This is a genomic window from Paenibacillus sp. FSL R7-0210 (assembly GCF_038009085.1).
GTDB lineage: Bacteria > Bacillota > Bacilli > Paenibacillales > Paenibacillaceae > Paenibacillus_AQ > Paenibacillus_AQ silagei.
Window position 1 is genome coordinate 2,036,528 of sequence record NZ_JBBPAR010000001.1, and the last position, 18,644, is coordinate 2,055,171.

Annotated in this window: 18 protein-coding genes; 10 read left to right on the top strand and 8 right to left on the bottom strand. The window is 54.4% G+C overall.

What is annotated here, in order from left to right:
* Positions 1–189: 189 nt before the first annotated feature.
* Complete coding sequence (locus MKY64_RS08830; protein WP_339310050.1) at positions 190–1,401, top strand: MFS transporter; 1,212 nt, start codon at positions 190–192, stop codon at positions 1,399–1,401.
* On the top strand, positions 1,401–2,000 hold the full coding sequence (locus MKY64_RS08835) for a DUF1349 domain-containing protein (protein ID WP_339310049.1): 600 nt from the start codon (positions 1,401–1,403) through the stop codon (positions 1,998–2,000). Before MKY64_RS08830 ends, MKY64_RS08835 begins: the two co-directional genes overlap by 1 nt.
* 104 nt (positions 2,001–2,104) lie before the next feature.
* Here the strand turns inward: MKY64_RS08835 and MKY64_RS08840 are convergent, their stop codons facing one another.
* Both MKY64_RS08840 and MKY64_RS08845 read right to left on the bottom strand, forming a co-directional pair.
* Positions 2,105–2,320, bottom strand: a complete 216-nt coding sequence (locus MKY64_RS08840; protein WP_081751113.1) for a hypothetical protein — start codon at positions 2,318–2,320, stop codon at positions 2,105–2,107.
* 109 nt (positions 2,321–2,429) lie between these two features.
* The gene (locus MKY64_RS08845) at positions 2,430–2,945 is read right to left on the bottom strand and encodes a molybdopterin-binding protein (RefSeq protein WP_143803890.1); all 516 of its coding nucleotides are present in this window, start codon (positions 2,943–2,945) and stop codon (positions 2,430–2,432) included.
* A gap of 185 nt (positions 2,946–3,130) precedes the next feature.
* On the opposite strand from MKY64_RS08845, the gene MKY64_RS08850 reads away from it, so the two are divergent.
* From MKY64_RS08850 to MKY64_RS08870, 5 genes are all read left to right on the top strand, one after another.
* Complete coding sequence (locus MKY64_RS08850; RefSeq protein ID WP_036724573.1) at positions 3,131–4,132, top strand: CobW family GTP-binding protein; 1,002 nt, start codon at positions 3,131–3,133, stop codon at positions 4,130–4,132.
* 95 nt (positions 4,133–4,227) lie between these two features.
* Positions 4,228–4,575 carry a four-helix bundle copper-binding protein gene (locus tag MKY64_RS08855; RefSeq protein WP_036699084.1) on the top strand — a complete coding sequence of 116 codons (348 nt, stop codon included), beginning with the start codon at positions 4,228–4,230 and terminating at the stop codon, positions 4,573–4,575.
* A gap of 205 nt (positions 4,576–4,780) precedes the next feature.
* Complete coding sequence (locus tag MKY64_RS08860) at positions 4,781–5,725, top strand: ABC transporter ATP-binding protein (protein ID WP_340952270.1); 945 nt, start codon at positions 4,781–4,783, stop codon at positions 5,723–5,725.
* Positions 5,722–6,432, top strand: coding sequence for a hypothetical protein (locus MKY64_RS08865; protein ID WP_340952271.1), 711 nt, complete (start codon positions 5,722–5,724; stop codon positions 6,430–6,432). Before MKY64_RS08860 ends, MKY64_RS08865 begins: the two co-directional genes overlap by 4 nt.
* Positions 6,433–6,681: 249 nt before the next feature.
* Positions 6,682–7,146 carry a hypothetical protein gene (locus MKY64_RS08870; protein WP_036724577.1) on the top strand — a complete coding sequence of 155 codons (465 nt, stop codon included), beginning with the start codon at positions 6,682–6,684 and terminating at the stop codon, positions 7,144–7,146.
* A gap of 268 nt (positions 7,147–7,414) precedes the next feature.
* Here the strand turns inward: MKY64_RS08870 and MKY64_RS08875 are convergent, their stop codons facing one another.
* From MKY64_RS08875 to MKY64_RS08885, 3 genes are all read right to left on the bottom strand, one after another.
* Entirely contained in the window at positions 7,415–8,749 is a 1,335-nt protein-coding gene (locus tag MKY64_RS08875) for a winged helix DNA-binding domain-containing protein (protein ID WP_340952274.1), read from the bottom strand.
* 158 nt (positions 8,750–8,907) lie between these two features.
* Positions 8,908–11,001, bottom strand: a complete 2,094-nt coding sequence (locus MKY64_RS08880) for an ABC transporter ATP-binding protein (RefSeq protein ID WP_340952277.1) — start codon at positions 10,999–11,001, stop codon at positions 8,908–8,910.
* 22 nt (positions 11,002–11,023) lie between these two features.
* A complete protein-coding gene (locus MKY64_RS08885; RefSeq protein ID WP_340952280.1) occupies positions 11,024–12,772 on the bottom strand; it encodes an ABC transporter ATP-binding protein in 1,749 nt (582 codons plus the stop codon).
* A 519-nt stretch (positions 12,773–13,291) separates the two neighbouring features.
* Here MKY64_RS08885 and MKY64_RS08890 point away from each other — a divergent pair.
* On the top strand, positions 13,292–13,594 hold the full coding sequence (locus tag MKY64_RS08890; RefSeq protein WP_076158436.1) for a HesB/YadR/YfhF family protein: 303 nt from the start codon (positions 13,292–13,294) through the stop codon (positions 13,592–13,594).
* A 226-nt stretch (positions 13,595–13,820) separates the two neighbouring features.
* Here the strand turns inward: MKY64_RS08890 and MKY64_RS08895 are convergent, their stop codons facing one another.
* Positions 13,821–14,336, bottom strand: coding sequence for a hypothetical protein (locus tag MKY64_RS08895; protein ID WP_036724586.1), 516 nt, complete (start codon positions 14,334–14,336; stop codon positions 13,821–13,823).
* 119 nt (positions 14,337–14,455) lie between these two features.
* On the opposite strand from MKY64_RS08895, the gene MKY64_RS08900 reads away from it, so the two are divergent.
* The gene (locus MKY64_RS08900; protein WP_340952286.1) at positions 14,456–16,204 is read left to right on the top strand and encodes an ABC transporter ATP-binding protein; all 1,749 of its coding nucleotides are present in this window, start codon (positions 14,456–14,458) and stop codon (positions 16,202–16,204) included.
* Between the two features lie 105 nt (positions 16,205–16,309).
* On the opposite strand, the gene MKY64_RS08905 is transcribed toward MKY64_RS08900, so the two are convergent.
* Positions 16,310–16,753: a DUF441 domain-containing protein gene (locus MKY64_RS08905; RefSeq protein ID WP_340952288.1), complete on the bottom strand. Its 444-nt coding sequence runs from the start codon at positions 16,751–16,753 to the stop codon at positions 16,310–16,312.
* Positions 16,754–16,774: 21 nt separating this feature from the next.
* The gene (locus MKY64_RS08910) at positions 16,775–17,761 is read right to left on the bottom strand and encodes a YpdA family putative bacillithiol disulfide reductase (protein WP_036724590.1); all 987 of its coding nucleotides are present in this window, start codon (positions 17,759–17,761) and stop codon (positions 16,775–16,777) included.
* Between the two features lie 199 nt (positions 17,762–17,960).
* Between MKY64_RS08910 and MKY64_RS08915 the strand changes: the two genes are divergently transcribed.
* Positions 17,961–18,557 (top strand): DUF2087 domain-containing protein, encoded by a 597-nt coding sequence (locus MKY64_RS08915; protein WP_340952290.1) that lies wholly within the window; start codon positions 17,961–17,963, stop codon positions 18,555–18,557.
* Positions 18,558–18,644: the final 87 nt, after the last annotated feature.

Below are 18,644 nucleotides of genomic sequence, written 5' to 3' on the forward strand. Positions count from 1 at the left end.
TACCCGCCCGGCAGAGTCACTCTGCCGGGCTATTTTGCAGCTGTAACCAGAACGGAAGAATATTATAAAATAATCATGCAAAGTGATATAGTAACGAGGGGAAACGCAAATGAAAAAGGTTGCATTCAAGAAGCTTGCAACTCTATCGATGGTGTAGTTCACCTGCAAGGGAAGGGATAGGAGGGAAACATGGCAACGGTGTTCTTAATCATTATTTATCTGGCGTTCATCAGCCTGGGACTGCCAGATTCGATGCTTGGCGCAGCCTGGCCGATTATCCGGCTGGATTTCGGGGCGCCGGTCGAGCTGGCCGGACTGCTGTCGATGATAGTAGTCGCCGGGACGATTATCTCAAGCTTGGCCAGCAGTGTGGTGCTGAAGCGGCTCGGGACGGGGATGGTTACTTTTATCAGCGTGGCGGTAACCGCTCTGGCCCTGCTCGGCTTCTCTTATTCCTCTTCCGTCGTGTGGGTGGCTCTGCTGGCCTTGCCTCTGGGTCTGGGGGCCGGTTCGATCGATACAGGGTTGAATAATTATGTGGCGACTCATTACAAAGCGCATCATATGAGCTGGCTGCACTGTTTCTGGGGGATAGGGGCTATGCTGGGGCCGATTCTGATGTCGCGTTATATTGCGAATGGCGAGTCATGGAGAATGGGATTTTTCGCGGTCAGCATGATTCAGTTCGCGTTAGTCGTGGTACTGTTCTTCAGTCTGCCGCTGTGGAAGCGGGCGGGCCAGGGCAGCAGACCGCAGCCTCAGGAGATGCCGGAGCAGGCAGAATCTCTACCCGCTGCTGCATCCCTAGCGGGCAGCAAGGTGCTTCGCATCCCGGGCGTGAAGCTGGCGATGCTCACCTTCCTGTTCTATTGCGGAGTGGAAGCTACGGTGGGGCTATGGGGCAGCAGTTATCTGGTGAACGTCAAGGAGGTATCCCCGGCAACGGCGGCCGGATGGGTCTCGCTCTATTATGGGGGAATCACGGCCGGGCGGCTGATTACCGGCTTCATTACCTTCCGGTTCAGCAACCGTACGCTGATTCGCGGAGGGTTGGCAATCTCACTCGCGGGTGCGCTGCTGCTGGCCTTGCCGCTTCCGGCGATATGTTCACTCGTTGCTTTTATTCTGATTGGCCTCGGCTCGGCACCGATTTTCCCCTGCATGCTGCATGAGACGCCCGCCCGGTTCGGAGCGGAGCATTCGCAGAAGATTATGGGGTATCAGATGGCCTTGGCCTACACCGGCGGTGCGTTCTTGCCTCCGCTCTTGGGCTGGGCGGCGGCGCGGAGCACCTTCATGATTCTCCCGCCGGCAATGATTGGGTATATAATAGTGATGATAGTAAGCTCTGAAGTGATCAACCGAATGATGAGCAGACGACAAGGAGAGGTGAGCCTGTAATGAGATTCATAGAATGGCAGGATGGAGCATGGAGCAATGAACCGGTGTCAAGCAGCACCGCGGACGGTCAACTGGTGGCCCATGCAGCGGAAGGCAGCGATTACTGGGAAAAGACGATGTACGGCTTCCAGCATGACAACGGTCATGCGCTGCTTGCCCCTTGGGATAAGGCAGAGGCGATAGAGATCAGCTTTGCGCTGGACGGGTTCACGGAGCTGTACGACCAGGCAGGTATTATGCTATGGCACAGCGGTGAGCAATGGATTAAAGCTGGTATTGAGCTGAATGACGGTGTTCCCCATATAGGTGCAGTCGTGACGGATGGTTACTCTGACTGGTCATTGTCCCCTGTGCCCGAGTGGAAGGGCGAAGTGATTACGCTGCGGGCTTCACGGATGAAGGATGCGGTAATCCTCAGAGCGCGAACAGAGAATCATCCCTGGCGGACTATCCGCGTTGCCCGGTTCCCTTATGAGACTGGCAGCCAGGCGGGACCCTTCCTGTGTGCTCCAACGCGGGCCGGGTTTCAGGTCACCTTCACACGCTGGGCGGCTACAGCACCCGATGCAGACGTTCATATAGACCCGCCAATCGTATAGACTTCCCGGAAAAGGCAAAACCGCCGCTGCGCGTATCTTTCACGCGCAGACGGCGGTTTTGCCTTTTACAATATACTATCTTATAGACCGGAAGGCAGACTAGACTATCTTTTTCTGCTGCGCACCATTGCGGTAGGCCCGCACATTTCATCCCGGACAGAATAAGTGTAGATATGGTGAGGGACCGGAACACAGTGGTGGCGTCTGACGACCTCGACATGGTGGACCACCTGGACCACCTGGGGATGATAGTAATCTTCATATACAACCTGTGTGGGATCTGTAACCGTTTCAGCAGGACATTTCGGACAATTTCTCATTACACTCAGCTCCTTCGCAGTGGACTTATGCCAGTATACGCGTTATGCAGGAGCCTGCTTGTTCATTCGTCTAGATTCCGGCAAAATAGGTGTCCGGCCATGCTGCGTCTCACGAACGCTTGTAGATCTCGCGCATGACATGGCGCAGCTCGGGCAGGATTAGCCGTTCCATAGCCAGTTTGATTGCACCGGTGGAGCCGGGCATGGAGAAGACAGCGGTACTGCCGATTGTCCCGGCAATGGCCCGGCTGAGCATGGCGGCAGAGCCGATATCTTCGGTGAAGCTCAGTAGCCGGAAAATCTCCCCGAAGCCCGGCAGCGACTTGTCCAGCAGAGACGCTACGGCCTCATAGGTGGTGTCACGGGGGGAAATGCCGGTCCCTCCGGTCAGAAGCACAGCTTCGATACCGGAATGAACGGAGCTTTTGTAGACCAGCTCCCGGATATCTTCATAATCATCCTTGACGATGGTGCGGCCGGTCACGGTATAACCGGCGGCTTCCAGCAGACTCTGGATCAGCGGACCTCCGGTGTCCGTATCGATGGTGCGGGTATCCGAGACCGTTATGATGTAGCAAGCGACTGAATCCGGGGCTTCGCTCCGGTGTTCTTCGACGGATGATATACGAACCAGCTCCTTTTTGTATCTGCTGTGCAGCTTATATTTCCCATGATAGGGGATGGAAGCGGCAATAACAAGCTCCCCGGGGGAAGCTGATGTATGCCTCACCAGGCAGGGCCGCCTTGCACAGAGGCGGTCATTGTAGTACACTCGCTACCATAACCGATTGAGGCAGGGAGAGAGCAAACTTGGAACAGTCATTACCAGTATATATCTTGTCGGGATTTCTCGGCAGCGGCAAGACCACATTACTACAGCGTCTTTTGGATCATTGGAATCATCAGGGCCTTCGGCCGGCCGTGATTATGAACGAGCTGGGTGAGGTGAATCTGGACGGCTTGCTCGTGGAGCAGTCTGTGCCGATGGCAGAGATGCTGGGCGGCTGTATCTGCTGCACCAGCAGGGGGGACTTAAGTACGGAGCTGACCACGCTGGTCAAAAAAGAATCGCCGGATGTAGTTATCATCGAGGCTACAGGCGCAGCCAACCCGCTGGAGATTGTGGATGCAGTAACGGAGACTTCGCTATATCAGCAGGTGGAGCTGAAGGGGCTGATTACCGTTGTCGATGCCGCCCATCTGCTGGAGCTGTACCGCTCCCAGCAAGGGGCTACCTACCGTCTGATGCAGGAGCAGATCCGCTGTGCATCCGTCCTGATCCTGAACAAGACAGACCGCATTCAAGCCGCAGAGATTGCAGAGATCTCGGAGGTGCTGCGTAAGTGGAATGCGTATGCGGAGATTCTGCCGGCGGTACGCTGTGAACTGGAGCCAGAAGCGCTGCTTGGCAGTGTGGGAGCCGTTCATATGGAAGACCGGCCTGAGGGCGGGGAGCATACGGAGGGCGGAGCTGAAGGGGTGATGCATGCTTCGCATGATCATGTGATGGCTTACACGCATTATTTCCAGAATCCCGTGAACAGCGAGGAATTCGAACGGTTTGTGAAGGAGCTGCCGCGCGATGTGTACCGGGCCAAGGGGATCGTAACTTTTACCGATACCTCCAGCCGGTTTCTGTTTCAGTACGCCTACAGAGAAGCGGATTTCATGAGAATTACGCCCCAGGGCGAGGTGCCGGATGTTGCGGTATTCATCGGTGAGCATTTCTCCTCCGGTGAGCTGCGCAGGGAGCTTCTGCGCCTGGAGAGACGTCTGCTGACCAGACCCGCAGCGGTCAAACGAAGCCTATAGTTAACCATCTGCAGTTCCTTATGAATGGTTCGTTCTTATTCTTGCAGGTTAATACATAGGCATACCCTATACTAATTGCAGGAGGTTGTAAGGCTATGACCCGAATTCAATATCAGGAATGCATTAATGCTTTGATTAAATGTATGGATGCCTGTAACTATAGCTATGTCTCAAGCCTCAAGGAATATGATCTGGCCGATCTGCGGGAGAGCATCCAGCTGGACCGTGAATGCGCAGACATCTGCTCCTTCGCTATTCAGGCGATGACCCGGAGAAGCCCGTTCGTGGCCGAAATCCTCAAATTATGTGCTGACATCTGTGACCGCTGCGCGGACACAAGCAGCCGTCATAAGCATAACCATTGCCAGGATTGCATCGATACCTGCCGCAATGCAGCCATGGCCTGCAGAAGGGTCAGTGAAGCTGTTGAAGTCTACGCCTGATATCACCCTTTAGGACTAACTTATATAGCATCGAATACTTAACAGGAACCAGGGCGGGTGCGGATTTTTTTCTGCACAGTTCTGGTTTTTTCAATGTGAATTTCATGGATCTGGGAAAATAAAAAGGAGAATAAAGCCATTCCGGCGAATGTTACATAAGAGAATAATCAGGCTGCCGTTCGATGCGGCCCATAGGCATGCACGAATGGAAGGAGGCCTGGAAGCCACGAATGCAACATCTCTAATTACAATTACCGAAGGAAGCAAGCGCTATGGAAGCCGCCCGGTACTTACCGGAATATCGATGACAGTTCTTCCCGGCACGGCCACGGCTCTGATCGGCCGTAACGGGTCCGGCAAGAGTACGCTGTTATCCATCCTCGCGGGGCTGCTGAAGCTGTCCTCCGGTGATCTTACCTGCGACCGTCGGGCGATAACTACAGGTTATGCACCCGAGGCATTTCCCGGCTTGAAGCTCACCGCCGAGGACTATCTGCGCTGTATGGGCCGGATTGCCGGACTCTCCGGAGCGGCTTCGGCGTCCCGGATCAACGAACTGTTGCAGCTGTTCAGTCTAGAAGCCTACCGCACTCACAAGCTGGCAGGCTTCTCCAAAGGAATGCTGCAGAAGGTCAACCTGATCCAGAGCCTGCTCATCCGGCCGCAGCTGCTGTTGCTTGACGAGCCCCTGTCGGGACTGGATCTGCCGGCACAAGAGACGCTTATCGAAATACTGCTGGAGCTGAAGGCGGAGGGGACGGCACTCGTATTGTCCGTTCATGAACCGCAGATCATCGAAGCTGTTGCGGATACAGTATATGTATTACATGAAGGGCAGACCCTCCGGACGATTCATGGAGCGGAGAAGCTGAAGAGTGCTCCAGTAGTGGATATCGTCTATACAGCACTGCCGGGACAAGCCCAGCGGGCTCTGGAAGCCTTGCCTGGAGTCATCCATGTGCTGCCGGAGCCGGACTTCGCCGGTACAGCGTGTACAGGGTTGACTGTAGAACAGAAAATGTCAGATACCTGCCTGCTGCAGATTCTTGCTGCGGGCGGTTCCATAGTTTCAGTGAAGCCTCTCGGGGGATTAAGTGACCTGGCCGAGTGGATGGATCCCAAGGATCAGAGCGGGAGTGGACGCGGGTGAAAGGGCTAATCGGTTATTTTTTGCACAGTTATACAGTCTCCCAGCGGTTCTTCGGACCGGTTGCCGGTGTTATTATTGCGGTATTAATTCTCTATTCCTATAAGCCTAATCCGGTCATGAGCAGCTACTCGGCTACGGCAGTCTTTCTATTCATAGCCTGTGCGTGGCTCGGCTTAAGCTTCCTTAACCATGAGCAGGCGGTACAGAAGCAGGTGGTTATCGTTCAGCTCCGCAGTGCCCGCCGCTACAGTATCGGCGGTCTACTTACAATGGTCTTGCTTACGCTGCTGCTGGATGTAATCATTGTTATGTATCCCGTCTTGACCGGAAGCTTCCATGAACCTGCCGGACTTCAGCGGATCTTGCTTGGTTTGGCCGGACATGCTCTAATGGGGTTATTAGGGATTACACTCTCCTTGTACCTGCAATCCTCGTGGGTACCACGGGCTGGATATGCGGCCGGAATGATGCTGATCCTCCTCATTCTATCGATTAGCGCCGGTAAAGTGGCTGATGTCGTGCCTGGGCCTGTGGTGTCCATTCTCCTGCCGCCGGTATACCCGGTTATGGACAAGATGATGAACGCAGAGACTCTGCCGGTATCCTCCGTGTTAAGAGCCTATGCCCACGCATTGGCATACATACTATTGCTTGCCGGATTCTATATTTACCGTTCCGGCCGAATGGACTATAACAAAACAAACTGAGCTGTGTCCTTTGAACTTGATGATTTACAATTTGAAAAAAGTGGCGGAGGGGAAATTTGGAACTGTAGGAGCGGTAGCGTCCGCCTTTATGTTTGGATTTCTACTGCGGCTAACAGCTTGAATCGGGAAATCCAAACATAACAGCGGCCGGAAGTCCAAATGTTCACCGCAGCAACGGCCCTTCCAAAATAGAACGAAAAGTTCAATCTACACACAAATCAAATAACCAGATCAAGAACGGGAGGAACGATGAAGGATACACAAATACCGGAGAGTGAACAATCCAAAGAGCTATTTGCTTATTTCGGTCTGGCTGTCTACTATTGCCAGGCGCTGGAGCAGCAATTAACGAATCTGCTGCTGCTGACGAAGCTGTCGCAGGGCAAGACGCCAACTGACGCCGAAATCGCAGAATTGTATCAACGCAAGCTTAGCAATTCACTCGGCCAACTCATCAAAGAAATCCAGCATCACTTCCCCTTCTCTGAGGAAGAGACGAGTCAATTGCAGGCTGTATGGAAGGAACGCAATCATATTGTCCATGATTACTTCAAGGAACGAATTCAAGAGACCTTCACCCCAGCCGGCCGGGCCCATATGATCCGTGAACTGAAACGCTTTAAGAACAAGGCAAGCCGGCTGGAGATTAAGCTGCAGGGCTATTGTACAGAGATGTACAGCAAGCTGGGCCTTGAAGAAGAGCATATCCAATAAGGCATCCAATGAAATATAGCTAACCTTACGAGAAGACTCCCCCTAACGCAGCAAGACTGCGCCAGAGGGAGTTTTCTTTGGTTATACGAGCTGAGCGTAATATTGGGCCGGATGTATGCGGAAAACCGAATACACTAATGCCCCCGAATACGCCGGTTGCTCCGAAGTAGGCGGATGAGTATTGTGGGGAGGGGGTCCACCGACACAAGCTGTGTGGCCCCCTAAAGTTCTTACATCCTCTGCCCGCAGGATGATTCAGATGATTGAATTAATTTGTCTTTACAGGAGTAGCAGACAGCGCCTCCTCCAGCTCCTGCAGTCCGCAGGAGTGGACGATGTCTGGCGCGAAGCGGATCGCGGAGGCTCCGGTTGAGTGTTGCAGCGAGGAGAAGGCCCTGGTCAGCGCAGGGAGCATGGAGCGTTCAAGCGTCTCTCCGGCCTCCCACCACCAGCGGACAATGGTTAGAACACCTGTCTTCTTGTTCATCACCGGCTCCAGCCGGCCGATGAAGCGGTCGCCGTAGAGGAGGGGGAGGACATAGTATCCGTATTCCCGTTCAAGCACAGGCTTGTAGACCTCCCAGCGGTATTGAAAGCCGAATAGCTGGAGTATCAGCTCTCTGTCCCATAACAGATTGTCCAGCGGAGCCAGTGCCGCCGCGAAGGAGGCCGCTCCTCCGGCATGACCGGTCCCACCCTCATTACCAGCCTGCGGCCCGGCTGCGGATTCATTTTCACCCGCAGTATCATCCTGAAGCAATATAGCTTCAAGCTCAGGGACGTCTGCTGTGCGGATGTATAGCGGTAGCTTCAGGCCGTCCACCTGTACCTCGCGGAGCAGGTCTTTCTGCAGCAGCCGCTGCACGGACGCCGTCCGTTCTTTGCTCTTCAGGCCTGCGATGCCAAGCCAGCCGTCCCCGGACCGGTTCCATTGCAGGCCGATGCTGCCGATCCGGCGCAGCACATACCAATCGTGATGCTGCTCCAGCGTCTCGTTAGGATCGCTTGCGCTTAGCAGTTCAGGAGGCAGCAGCTTGGCCGTGTAATCGTAATAACGGCGGGTGTGCACCCGGTGATGGATGGATAGCTCGCCCCAAAAGTACATGCTCTCCATGGCAGCCCGGGAGAGTCTTGCCGGAGCCCAGGACCAGTCGATCTTCTCCGTACTCTCCAGGTCCAGTGACGAGAGTGGCCCTCGTGCATCCAGCTCCGCACGGACATGGGTAATCATGGCCGCCATGGCCTCGTTATGCTGATGCCTGGCAGCAGATTCCCTGCGTCGCTGGAAATACGGCCAGTCTTCCGTGCAGTAGATCGACATGTTCTTATCCCAGCCGTCAATCAGCAGTCTGTCCTTATATAGCAGCTCATTGGCCATCTCAGGCACGAAGCCGGGGATTCTCGCCTGAAGCACCAGCTCGTGGTTATGTCCGGCTATGCTGAGCGGATCATACTGGATACAGCCTACATGCCGGACGAAGTCATAGATGCTCTGCTTGCCGCCGGGCAATCCGTCCGGGACAAGCCGCTGATGGCGCAGCAGGAACAGCCGGGCTTGCCGCTTGCTAAGACTGTAGGTTATCATCATCTTCACCCCATCCATAATATGTATTGCTCCATTATACAGAACAAACGTTCTGATATCAAGTGAAAGACACCCCCTGATGCCTTCCTGCGTCAGGGGGTGTTCTTATTGTAATGTATGATAGGTATATGCGGTTGCCCGCCATTAGGCTAAGTTGCTGTCCTCAAGCAACTGAATTAGATCTGCTCCAGCGATGGCCGGAGTACAGCGGAAGAAGCATGGTCCCCGGATAGAGGAGCTGGCTCGCCTGAGCCGTTCCCGGCTCCCGCACCCAGCTGAAGCTGATACATGCGGAAGTACCTGCCGCCCTGCGCCATCAGCTCATCATGGTTGCCGCGTTCGACAATCTGGCCCCGGTGCAGCACCAGAATCTGGTCCGCACTGCGGATGGTTGACAGCCGGTGGGCGATGATGAAGGTGGTCCGGCCTTTTTTCAGCACCTCCAGCGCCTGCTGGATAATGCTCTCAGTCTCGGTATCGATGTTGGACGTTGCTTCATCCAGAATCAGGATCGCCGGATCGAAGGATAAGGCTCTGGCGAAGGAGATCAGCTGCCGCTGTCCGGCGGACAGGGTGCTGCCCTTCTCAATGACCGGTTCATCGAAGCCTTGCGGCAGATGAGCCAGCAGTTTATCGGCTCCTACCTCACGTAAGGCGCGTTCGACACGCTCTCTAGAGATCCGCTCGTCACCCAGACTGACATTGGAGGCAATGGTTCCGGTGAAGAGGTACGGGTCCTGAAGCACGATGCCCATATGACTGCGCAGCCATTGCTTCGGCAGATCCTTGACCTTTTGCCCGTCGATCGTTATGCTTCCCTGCTGCGGATCATAGAAGCGGAACAGCAGGTTAATGATGGAGCTTTTGCCGGAGCCGGTATGGCCCACAAGGGCGACAGTCTCGCCCGGGCGCGCCTCGAAGGAGATATCGCGCAGGACGAAGTCCTTTTTATAAGCAAAGGAGACATCCTTGAACACCACATTTCCCTTGTAACGCGGCATCGATCCGTCAGTGACCGGTTCTCCCGGCTCATCCATCAGCGTGAACACGCGGCCTGCGGAGACCATCGAGCTGTCCAGATTCGCCAGCTGGTTGACCATCCCCGTAATCGGCTGGAACATCCGGCCCAGTACATCGACGAAGGCATACAGGACGCCAAGCGATACGAAGGTCGACCCGTCTAGGCTGCCGAAGCCGAAGTACCACAGCACCAGCACGAAGGAGAGGCTGCGCAGCGAGTTCACCAGGTTGTGGGAGGTGAAGGCGTTCAGGTTGAGCATTTTGTTCTGATATTTCAGATAGTCGTCATTGAGCTGCTCGAATTCAGCGCTACTCTGCTTCTGGCGGCGAAAAATCCGGATGATCGACATCCCCTGAATCGATTCGTTGATAATGGCATTAATCTCACTAAGCCGCGAGCGGATGATCGTATTGTATTTGGTAGCGATTTTGCGGTACAGCACGATCCAGAGAATAATAATCGGCACGATGAACAAGCTGACCAGTCCCAGCTTCACATCGAGCAGGAAGAGGGCCACATAGACACCGGTGATATTGATGATTCCTGTAGCGAAGTTGGATAACACGGCAATGAAGAGATCCTTGACTGCTTCCGTATCGTTGGTAACCCGTGACACAACCTTACCGGCAGGCAGATTATCGAAGAAATAGACCGGCAGGCGCTGGATATGGGCATAGACATCGGTCCGCAGCTTGCGGATGACCTGATTGGCAGACGATTGCAGCCAGTAGGTTTTGCCGAACTCTGCAATAATGGAGATCACAAGGAACATGGCGTATAGAGCGACTAGCTGATAGATTCCCGGAAGCTCGGGCTTGTAAAAGGAAAACAGATCACCCGCCGATAGCTTGACGGCCGGATAGACCGTCGTCTGCTCGCCGTATTTGATCTGGAGCTTCCCATCTGCGAAGCTGCGCTCGCCTTCGGCCTTCGGTACCGCTTCATTGATGAAGTAGAAGCTTCTGCCTGCCTGAAGCAGACGGACTTCCTGGCCCTTGACTTCACCTGCGGCAAAACGGTCACCGCGTTTGTAATAAGTGTTGTTATATTCCGCAGCATCCTCCGGCGAGGCTGTCTGGAAGTAGGGCTTCTCAATCGCAAGCAGATGGTTGTCAATCATGCTCTTGGCGATAAAAGGCCCTGCCAGCTCAGCCGCTACTCCGATGGTCAGGAGCAGAAGGGCGGCGATGAAGGTCTTTTTGGCGGTCAGTGCATATTGCAGCAGACGTTTGCCTGTACTCTGTGTCAACGGTGACACCTCCTGTATGGGGTTATTCATTCGTCAGATTATTCTCGACCTGCTGGCGGTCGAACTGCTCACGGTACCAGCCGTTCAGTTCCAGCAGCTCCTGGTGTGTACCTTGTTCTGTAATATGCCCGTCTTCGAGGACAACGATCAGATCGGCATGCTCAATCGCCGAGAGGCGGTGGGTGGAGATGAGCGTGGTTTTGCCGCTGCGCTCCTCGCGGATGTTCTCGATGATCTTCGCTTCTGTCCGCGCGTCAACGGCAGACAGGGCATCATCCAGAATCAAAATATCGGGATTCGAGATGAAGGCGCGCGATATGGAAACACGCTGCTTCTGTCCCCCGGAGAGGGAGACGCCGCGTTCGCCAACCATTGTATCCAGCCCGTCGGATAAGGTACCAAGGTCATTCTGGAAGGCGGCGGCGGTAATTGCCTGCATGATCCGTTCATCGCTGGCCCCGGAGTATCCGAACTGGATATTCTCGCGCACCGATTTGGAGAAGAGGATCTGCTCCTGCGGCACATAGCCCATCCAGCTGTGAAGCTGGTCGAGGGCGATCTGGGTGATCGGCACACCGGAGATCAGAATCTCGCCTGTGCCCGCCGGGTATTCATGCAGCAGCTGCTTCAGCAGCGTCGATTTGCCGCTGCCGGTCCGTCCGACCACGCCAAGCGTCTGGCCTTGGGAGAGGGATAAGCTGACTCCGCTGAGATTATCGATGGTAGAGGTCGGATACCGGAAGGTCACATTCTTCAGCTCGATGGTGGTCGGCTGGTCAACCGGAACCGGATCAGCCACATCCTTGACATCAGGCTTGGCATTCAGCGTCTCGTCGATCCTCTCCAGTGAAGCGCCGCCGCGCTGCATGATATTAATCAGCTCGCCGATCGCGAACATCGGCCACACGATCATCCCGAGGTACATGTTGAACGACACCAGATCGCCCAGCGTAATCTGATTGCGGAATACGAGATAGATTCCGTAGGTCAGGGCGATGATATAGCTGAGACCCACGAACAAGCGGATCGTCGGCTCGAAGAAGGCATCGACCCGGGCGACCGCCATATTTTTGCGGTACACATCATCTGTAATGTCAGAGAAGCGCTTCTCATCGTGCCGCTCCTGCACATAAGCGCGGATGACACGGATGCCCGATACGGATTCCAGTACCTGGTCATTCATGTCGCCAAAGGCATCCTGCGCCAGACTGTAGCGGTCGTGGATCGCTTTGCCGTAGAACACCATGGCTACCGCAATCATCGGAAGCGGGATGACCGCGGCCAGTGTCAGCTTCCAGCTGACCAGGAACCCCATGGCGAACAGGACGACCGTGAGATATACGGTGGAGTCGACAAGAGTGAGCATCCCGAAGCCTACGGTTGCGGAGACGGCGCGGATATCGTTGGTGGCGCGGGCCATCAGATCGCCGGTGCGGTTACGCTCGAAGAAGGCGGGGGTCATCGTCATGAGATGATTCATGAACCGCGAGCGCAGCAGGCGCTCCACCAGATTCGATCCCCCGAACAGCTTGTGCATCCATATGTAGGTGATCCAGTAAATGATCAGCAGCATAAGTACGATCAGGCCAATGTATTTCATCAGTGAACCTGCAGTGATGGCGCCGGTGACGATTTCGTCAATGGCGTTGCCCAGCAGGCGTGGAGGCAGGAGTTCTAACACACCTACCACAATAAGAAGGATGAGGCCAATAGTATAGCGCCTTTTTTCCCGGCGGAAGAACCAGCCGAGATTTCGGAGTACGGAGAACAAGGTGAATCCCTTCCTTTCGTGCTTGAAGTAATTTCGAAGTTAGCTTGTTTAACGGAACATTTACGGACATTTCGCAGCGGATCATAACCTCATAGCACACGAAAAAGCGTACCATCCGAAAACGGATGATACGCCTCTAATTGCGGTTATCATGTCCACGGTGCTATAAGCAGCACAGAGACATGTGAGAGATAAGTTAAGCCTGTTCTCATACGTTACGCGTAATACGCATGAACCTCAGGAATTCTCCACTGCTCGGGCTGCTTCGGTATTCAGTTGGGTATAGTTTTCTACAATAGTGGCGAGGTATACCATATCCATATTCAACACCGAGATCACCCTTTCTTCATTTTGGTAATTACTTGAAGACGTTTCGTTATGTTCCGAGTTTATCATCACACTTTAAGAATTGTCAAATTTAAATTTTGTGGTGGAGACGGCACCTTGCCGTAATACCGCTTCGATTTGGTGAATTGAAGTTTTTTGGGTATGATTGGGGTAGAGGGGAGGAGTGGAGAGATGAACATATTAATTAGTCCGGAAGCAGCCGCCTGGTTCAAAAGAGAACTGAGCCTCCAGGAGGGCGCATATATCCGGTTGTTCCCCCGGTACAGCTCAGGCGGAGGCCTGCATCCCGGCTTCTCGCTGGGCATTGCTACCGAGCAGCCTGGACGTCCTGCTGTGCAGTTCGGGGAAGGCGGCTTGACCTTCTATATGGAGGAGCAGGATCTGTGGTATATGGAGGGGTACAATCTGTCGATTGTCTATTCACAGGCGGACGATGATATCGAATACAAGTATGAGCCTGTGCCGGTGGCATAAGGGGAGAGCTGGAGCAATTGGCAGATCCCGGCACTGCCGGGGATGCGGAACAAGCCCTTGCCGTCAGGCAGGGGCTTGTTCCAAAATATAAGAATTTATAGGTTTCACACCATAACTTATCCTACTATTTCTCGCTGAAACGGTACCGTCCTATAAAAGGACGGTCAGGCCGTGTCCACTTGTACGCACCAGGCCAACGAAGCTGCCCGCCGCTCAGGTGGCGCGATTAGTGCGAGCTGCGGAAGGTCTCTTCCTCCATGGCGAACTCGAAATCATCAATGTCATATACCTGGACGGGAACTCCGCCTTCGATGATGCGCTGGATCAGCTCGAACTGGTCGGTCAGAATCGGCACCTTCTCACGCTGGGACGCCAGCAGCAGCTCTGTCTCAATCGGATCGAACGCTTCGCCGTAGGAGGCATTGTCGATGCTGTTGATGATGGTAATCTGCGCGTGTCCGCCAAGGAGGATGCCGGAGCTTTTGGCCCAGGGGATATTCAGGCAGCGGTTGATCTTCTTGGCATTCAGCGGCTCCTCGAAATAGTTGATCAGCTCGCGGATTCTGAGTCTGACATGCTTGTCGTCATCCGCCTGGCTCATCACCGGCTCATCGCTGTCCCGCAGCTCGTAAAGCTCCATAATGGTGGTATAAGGGACTATATATTCTACAGGGCTCCGCGGGATGAGAAGCTGGCCGTAAATCGCCATCATGACGGCTTCCGTCACAAATTGTCTGGGCATCATTATCCTCCTGAATTTCGGTACTGCAACCGTAACTGTTTAAAAATAATAAAACACTGCAGCGCGCAAATGTCAACTGCACCCTGATGAAGAATGAATTGGAAAGGACCTGACACGCTGTGAAACCTTGGAAATCTTATTATACCTTTGTTCGGCCGTATATGAAATGGATTGTGCTCACTCTGATCATCGGGATGGTCAAATTCAGCATTCCGCTGACGCTGCCGATGATTCTCAAATATGTAGTCGATGAGCTGCTGGGTAATCCGGCATTGACGATAGCGGAGCGTGTCTCGAAGCTGATGACGGTAATCGGCGGGGGCCTGATTCTGTTCGTGATTGTCCGCGGGCCGGTGGAGTATTACCGCCAGTATTTCGCCCAGCTGATTACGAGCAAGGTCCTCTTCGATATGCGCAATAAGCTCTACGGGCATCTGCAGCGGCTGTCGCTGCGTTATTACCAGAATACGAAGGTGGGCGAGGCCATCTCCCGGTTCATCAATGATGTGGAGCAGTCGAAGAACCTGGTTGAGGTCGGAATGATGAATGTCTGGCTGGATATGTTCACCCTGCTCTTCGCCCTGGGCTTCATGCTCTATCTGAATCCGGTGCTGACGCTGGTGGCGATTGCCATTTTGCCGCTATATGGGATTGCCGTCAATACGCTGTACAAGCGTCTCAAGGTGCTGACCAAAGACCGGTCGCAGGCACTTGCCGTCATTCAGGGCTATCTGCATGAACGGATTCAGGGGATTGCGGTCATCCGCAGCTTTACGATGGAGCGGGTGGACCAGCGGCAATTCGAGGAGATCAACGGCAAGTTCCTGCAAAAAGCGCTGGCGCAGACGCGTTGGAATGCCTTCACCTTCGCGATTATCAACACCCTGACCGATATTGCTCCGCTGCTTGTCATCGGATACGGGGGATACCAGGTCATCCAGGGCAATCTGACGCTCGGGACCTTCGTGGCCTTCTTCGGCTATCTGGACCGGATGTATGCGCCGCTGCGCCGCCTGATCAACTCCTCGACCGTGCTGACCCAGGCTTCGGCATCGCTTGAACGTGTGCTGGAGCTGCTGAATGAGCCGTATGATATTGTCGATGCTCCGGGCGCGAAGCCGCTTCTGAAGGCAGCCGGGAAGATCGAATTCAGCAACGTGTGGTTCAAGTATAACGACGAGCACGAGTGGGTGCTGCGGGACATTAACCTGAGTATTGCTCCGGGCCAGACGGTGGCTTTTGTCGGAATGAGCGGAGGCGGCAAATCCTCGCTGATCAGCCTGATCCCGCGCTTTTACGATATCAGCGAAGGCAGCCTGCGCATGGACGGCCACGATATCCGCGGACTGACGCAGGAGAGTCTGCGACGGACGGTGGGCATGGTGCTGCAGGATAATTTCCTGTTCAGCGGCTCGGTACGCGACAATATCCGGTTCGGGAACCCGGAAGCGGGGGAAGAGGAGGTGATGAAGGCGGCGGTGTCTGCGAATGCCCACGACTTCATCATGCAGCTGCCGGAAGGTTATGATACCGAAGTGGGGGAACGGGGTGTGAAGCTGTCCGGCGGACAGAAGCAGCGCGTGGCGATTGCACGGGTATTCCTGAAGGACCCCAAGGTGCTGATTCTGGACGAAGCGACCTCCGCGCTGGATCTGGAGTCTGAGCATCTCATCCAGCAGGCGCTGCAGTCCCTAGCATCTGAGCGGACGACGCTGATTGTGGCCCACAGGCTGTCCACGATTACCCATGCCGACCAGATTATCGTGCTGGAGAACGGGGAGATCACCGAATGCGGCACCCATGAAGAGCTAATGGGACTTGCGGGGAGCTACGCCCGGCTGTTCAACGTTCAGCGGCTGGATGCATAACGCGGCTATACTATTCTTAGTCCAATAAAAGAGGCTGCAAGTCCACCCGCTTAGGTGGACTTGCAGCCTGTTTCGTCTTGCCTTGCTCTTGAGGTGGATACCGGCTTACATCCGGCCAATCAGCAGCGACAGGATGCCGGCGGCAATCAGCGGTCCCACGGGAACGCCTTTGAACAGAGCCACTCCAAGGACGGTTCCGATGAGAAGCCCGGCGACGATGGTCGGCTGGCTGCCCATGAGCACGGCTCCGCGTCCGCCCAGATAAGCGACCAGGACGCCAACTCCTATGGCGGCCAGGGATTTCCAGTGCAGGAACGAATGTCCGACGGTCTGGAGGGAGATCTTCCCGCTGGCCAGCGGCGTCATGACCCCGATGGTCAGGATGATAATGCCGACGGTCAGCCCGTATTTCTCCAGCCAGGGAAAAGCCTGCTGAAGTCCCAGCACACGGATCAGCAGCAGCACGACCATGGCGATGGTTATCGGTGAGTTACTGCTGATGACACCGAGCGCTGCCAGACCCAGCAGCAATAACGAGGTTATATCCATAGCTTGGATACACTCCTTCTCTTAAGTAAGCCTTGTACTCACAATATGATCGGCAATCAGCTTGCCGTGCCCACGCCCGCTTTCGATGAATACCTCGTTGGCATTCCGTCCGGAAGCGATAACCCCGGCGACATAGATGCCCGGTATATTACTCTCCATGGTAGCGGGGTTAAAGGCTGGTTTATCCATAGAGTCATCCATCTGCACCCCGGCAGAGGTGAGCAGGGCTCTGCTGGGACGGAAGCCGGTCATCGCCAGTACGAAGTCATTATCCAGCTCGGTAGGTTCCCCGTTCACAGAGGAGGTTACCAAGACCGAGGCCGGGGTGATCTCCGTGACGCGCGATTCCAGATGCAGCGTTATGCTCCCCTTCTGCACCATACTCTCGAAGATCGGACGCACCCAGGGCTTGATATTGTCCGAGATACTGCTTCCCCGGTAGACCATATCCACCTTGGCGCCTACCCGCAGCAGCTCCAGCGCAGCATCCACCGCTGAATTACTGCCCCCGATTACAGCCACCTTCATGCCGGAATAAGGATGTGCCTCGCCAAAATAATGCGTGACCTTCGGCAGCTCCTCCCCGGGAATCCCGATCAGGTTAGGCTGGTCGAAGTAACCGGTAGAGATGACTACGTTCGCTGCGCTGCGCTGCTGCTCCTCGCCGCGCTTGTTGACCGTATGTACAACGAAGCTGCCATCCTCCTGCGGCAGAACGGACAGCGCTTCTTCATAAGCGGCAATCTCAAGCTGATGCTGCGCGGCCGCGCGGCGGTAGTAGACCAGCGCCTCATGGCGGTAAGGCTTGTCATTCGGAGAGGTGAAGGGCACATCTCCAATCTCAAGCAGCGGGGTGGTGCTGAAGAACTGCATGTTGGTCGGATACAGGTAGATGGAATGGACAATGAAGTTCTTTTCCACAATCAGGCTGGAGAGCCCTTGGCGCTGGCATTCGATGGCTGCAGACAGTCCGCAGGGACCGGCGCCGATAATAATAACGTCTAGCATAATATCTATGTCCTCCTAAGGTAGTATTCTATTCAGTAAATGGTACCTTATATTTTTGTTTTTTGCCATGGCCGGCGAATTCCGCAAATTGGGTATTGATCAGATGTCAAGATGGGTATATAATTAGATATATATCTAAAGTATGAAATGGCAGTTCCCCCAGACTGCCTGACGAATATCCGTAGGAGCGTGATCCCGCTTGCAGTTAGACAAAATTGTCGCCTATCACAAGGCTTTATCCGATCCCACCCGGCTGCGCATTCTTCTGCTCCTGTCCCGGGGCGAGGTTCACGGTCACGCCTTAGCCGAGAAGCTGAATCTGTCACAGCCTACGGTGACCCATCATGCAGCCAAGCTGCGTGAAGCTGCTCTCATTCAGGAGCGCAGAGACAAGAACACTGTATATTTCAAGCTAAATCCCGAGTTTATCCAGTCAGGCTCTGAGGCCTCGCTGAAATTTATTTTTGCAAAGGGGGTGGAGGAGATGGAGGAAGAGTCGCCTGAACACAGTCTGAAGGAGTCGGTGCTCCGTAATTTTTTTGCCAAAGACGGACGGCTGCGCCAGATTCCCGCACAATACAAGAAGAAATTAATCGCGCTGCAATATATGGTGGAGAAGCTTAAGCCGGGTGTAGTCTATTCAGAGAAAGAGATCAACGAGTTCATTAAGCCGTTCCACGATGATTATGCCACAATCCGCCGCGAGTTCATTATGCACCAGTTCATGTACCGGGAGAATGATAAGTACGAGCTTAACCCGCCGGAGCTGTGGACTCACTGGGAAAATGTCAAATAATGATCTAATAAATGGGGATTTTTTATGACAAGTGCGAAACTGCTGATTAAATGTTCAAATAACGAATAAAATGGAATTGTAAGCGTT

Coding starts and splice junctions, on each gene's coding strand:
- MKY64_RS08830 (WP_339310050.1), top strand. CDS start 190: ATGGCAACGGTGTTCTTAATCATTATTTATCTGGCGTTCATCAGCCTG.
- MKY64_RS08835 (WP_339310049.1), top strand. CDS start 1,401: ATGAGATTCATAGAATGGCAGGATGGAGCATGGAGCAATGAACCGGTG.
- MKY64_RS08840 (WP_081751113.1), bottom strand. CDS start 2,320: ATGAGAAATTGTCCGAAATGTCCTGCTGAAACGGTTACAGATCCCACA.
- MKY64_RS08855 (WP_036699084.1), top strand. CDS start 4,228: ATGACCCGAATTCAATATCAGGAATGCATTAATGCTTTGATTAAATGT.
- MKY64_RS08860 (WP_340952270.1), top strand. CDS start 4,781: ATGGAAGGAGGCCTGGAAGCCACGAATGCAACATCTCTAATTACAATT.
- MKY64_RS08870 (WP_036724577.1), top strand. CDS start 6,682: ATGAAGGATACACAAATACCGGAGAGTGAACAATCCAAAGAGCTATTT.
- MKY64_RS08875 (WP_340952274.1), bottom strand. CDS start 8,749: ATGGATGGGGTGAAGATGATGATAACCTACAGTCTTAGCAAGCGGCAA.
- MKY64_RS08890 (WP_076158436.1), top strand. CDS start 13,292: ATGAACATATTAATTAGTCCGGAAGCAGCCGCCTGGTTCAAAAGAGAA.
- MKY64_RS08895 (WP_036724586.1), bottom strand. CDS start 14,336: ATGCCCAGACAATTTGTGACGGAAGCCGTCATGATGGCGATTTACGGC.
- MKY64_RS08905 (WP_340952288.1), bottom strand. CDS start 16,753: ATGGATATAACCTCGTTATTGCTGCTGGGTCTGGCAGCGCTCGGTGTC.
- MKY64_RS08910 (WP_036724590.1), bottom strand. CDS start 17,761: ATGCTAGACGTTATTATTATCGGCGCCGGTCCCTGCGGACTGTCTGCA.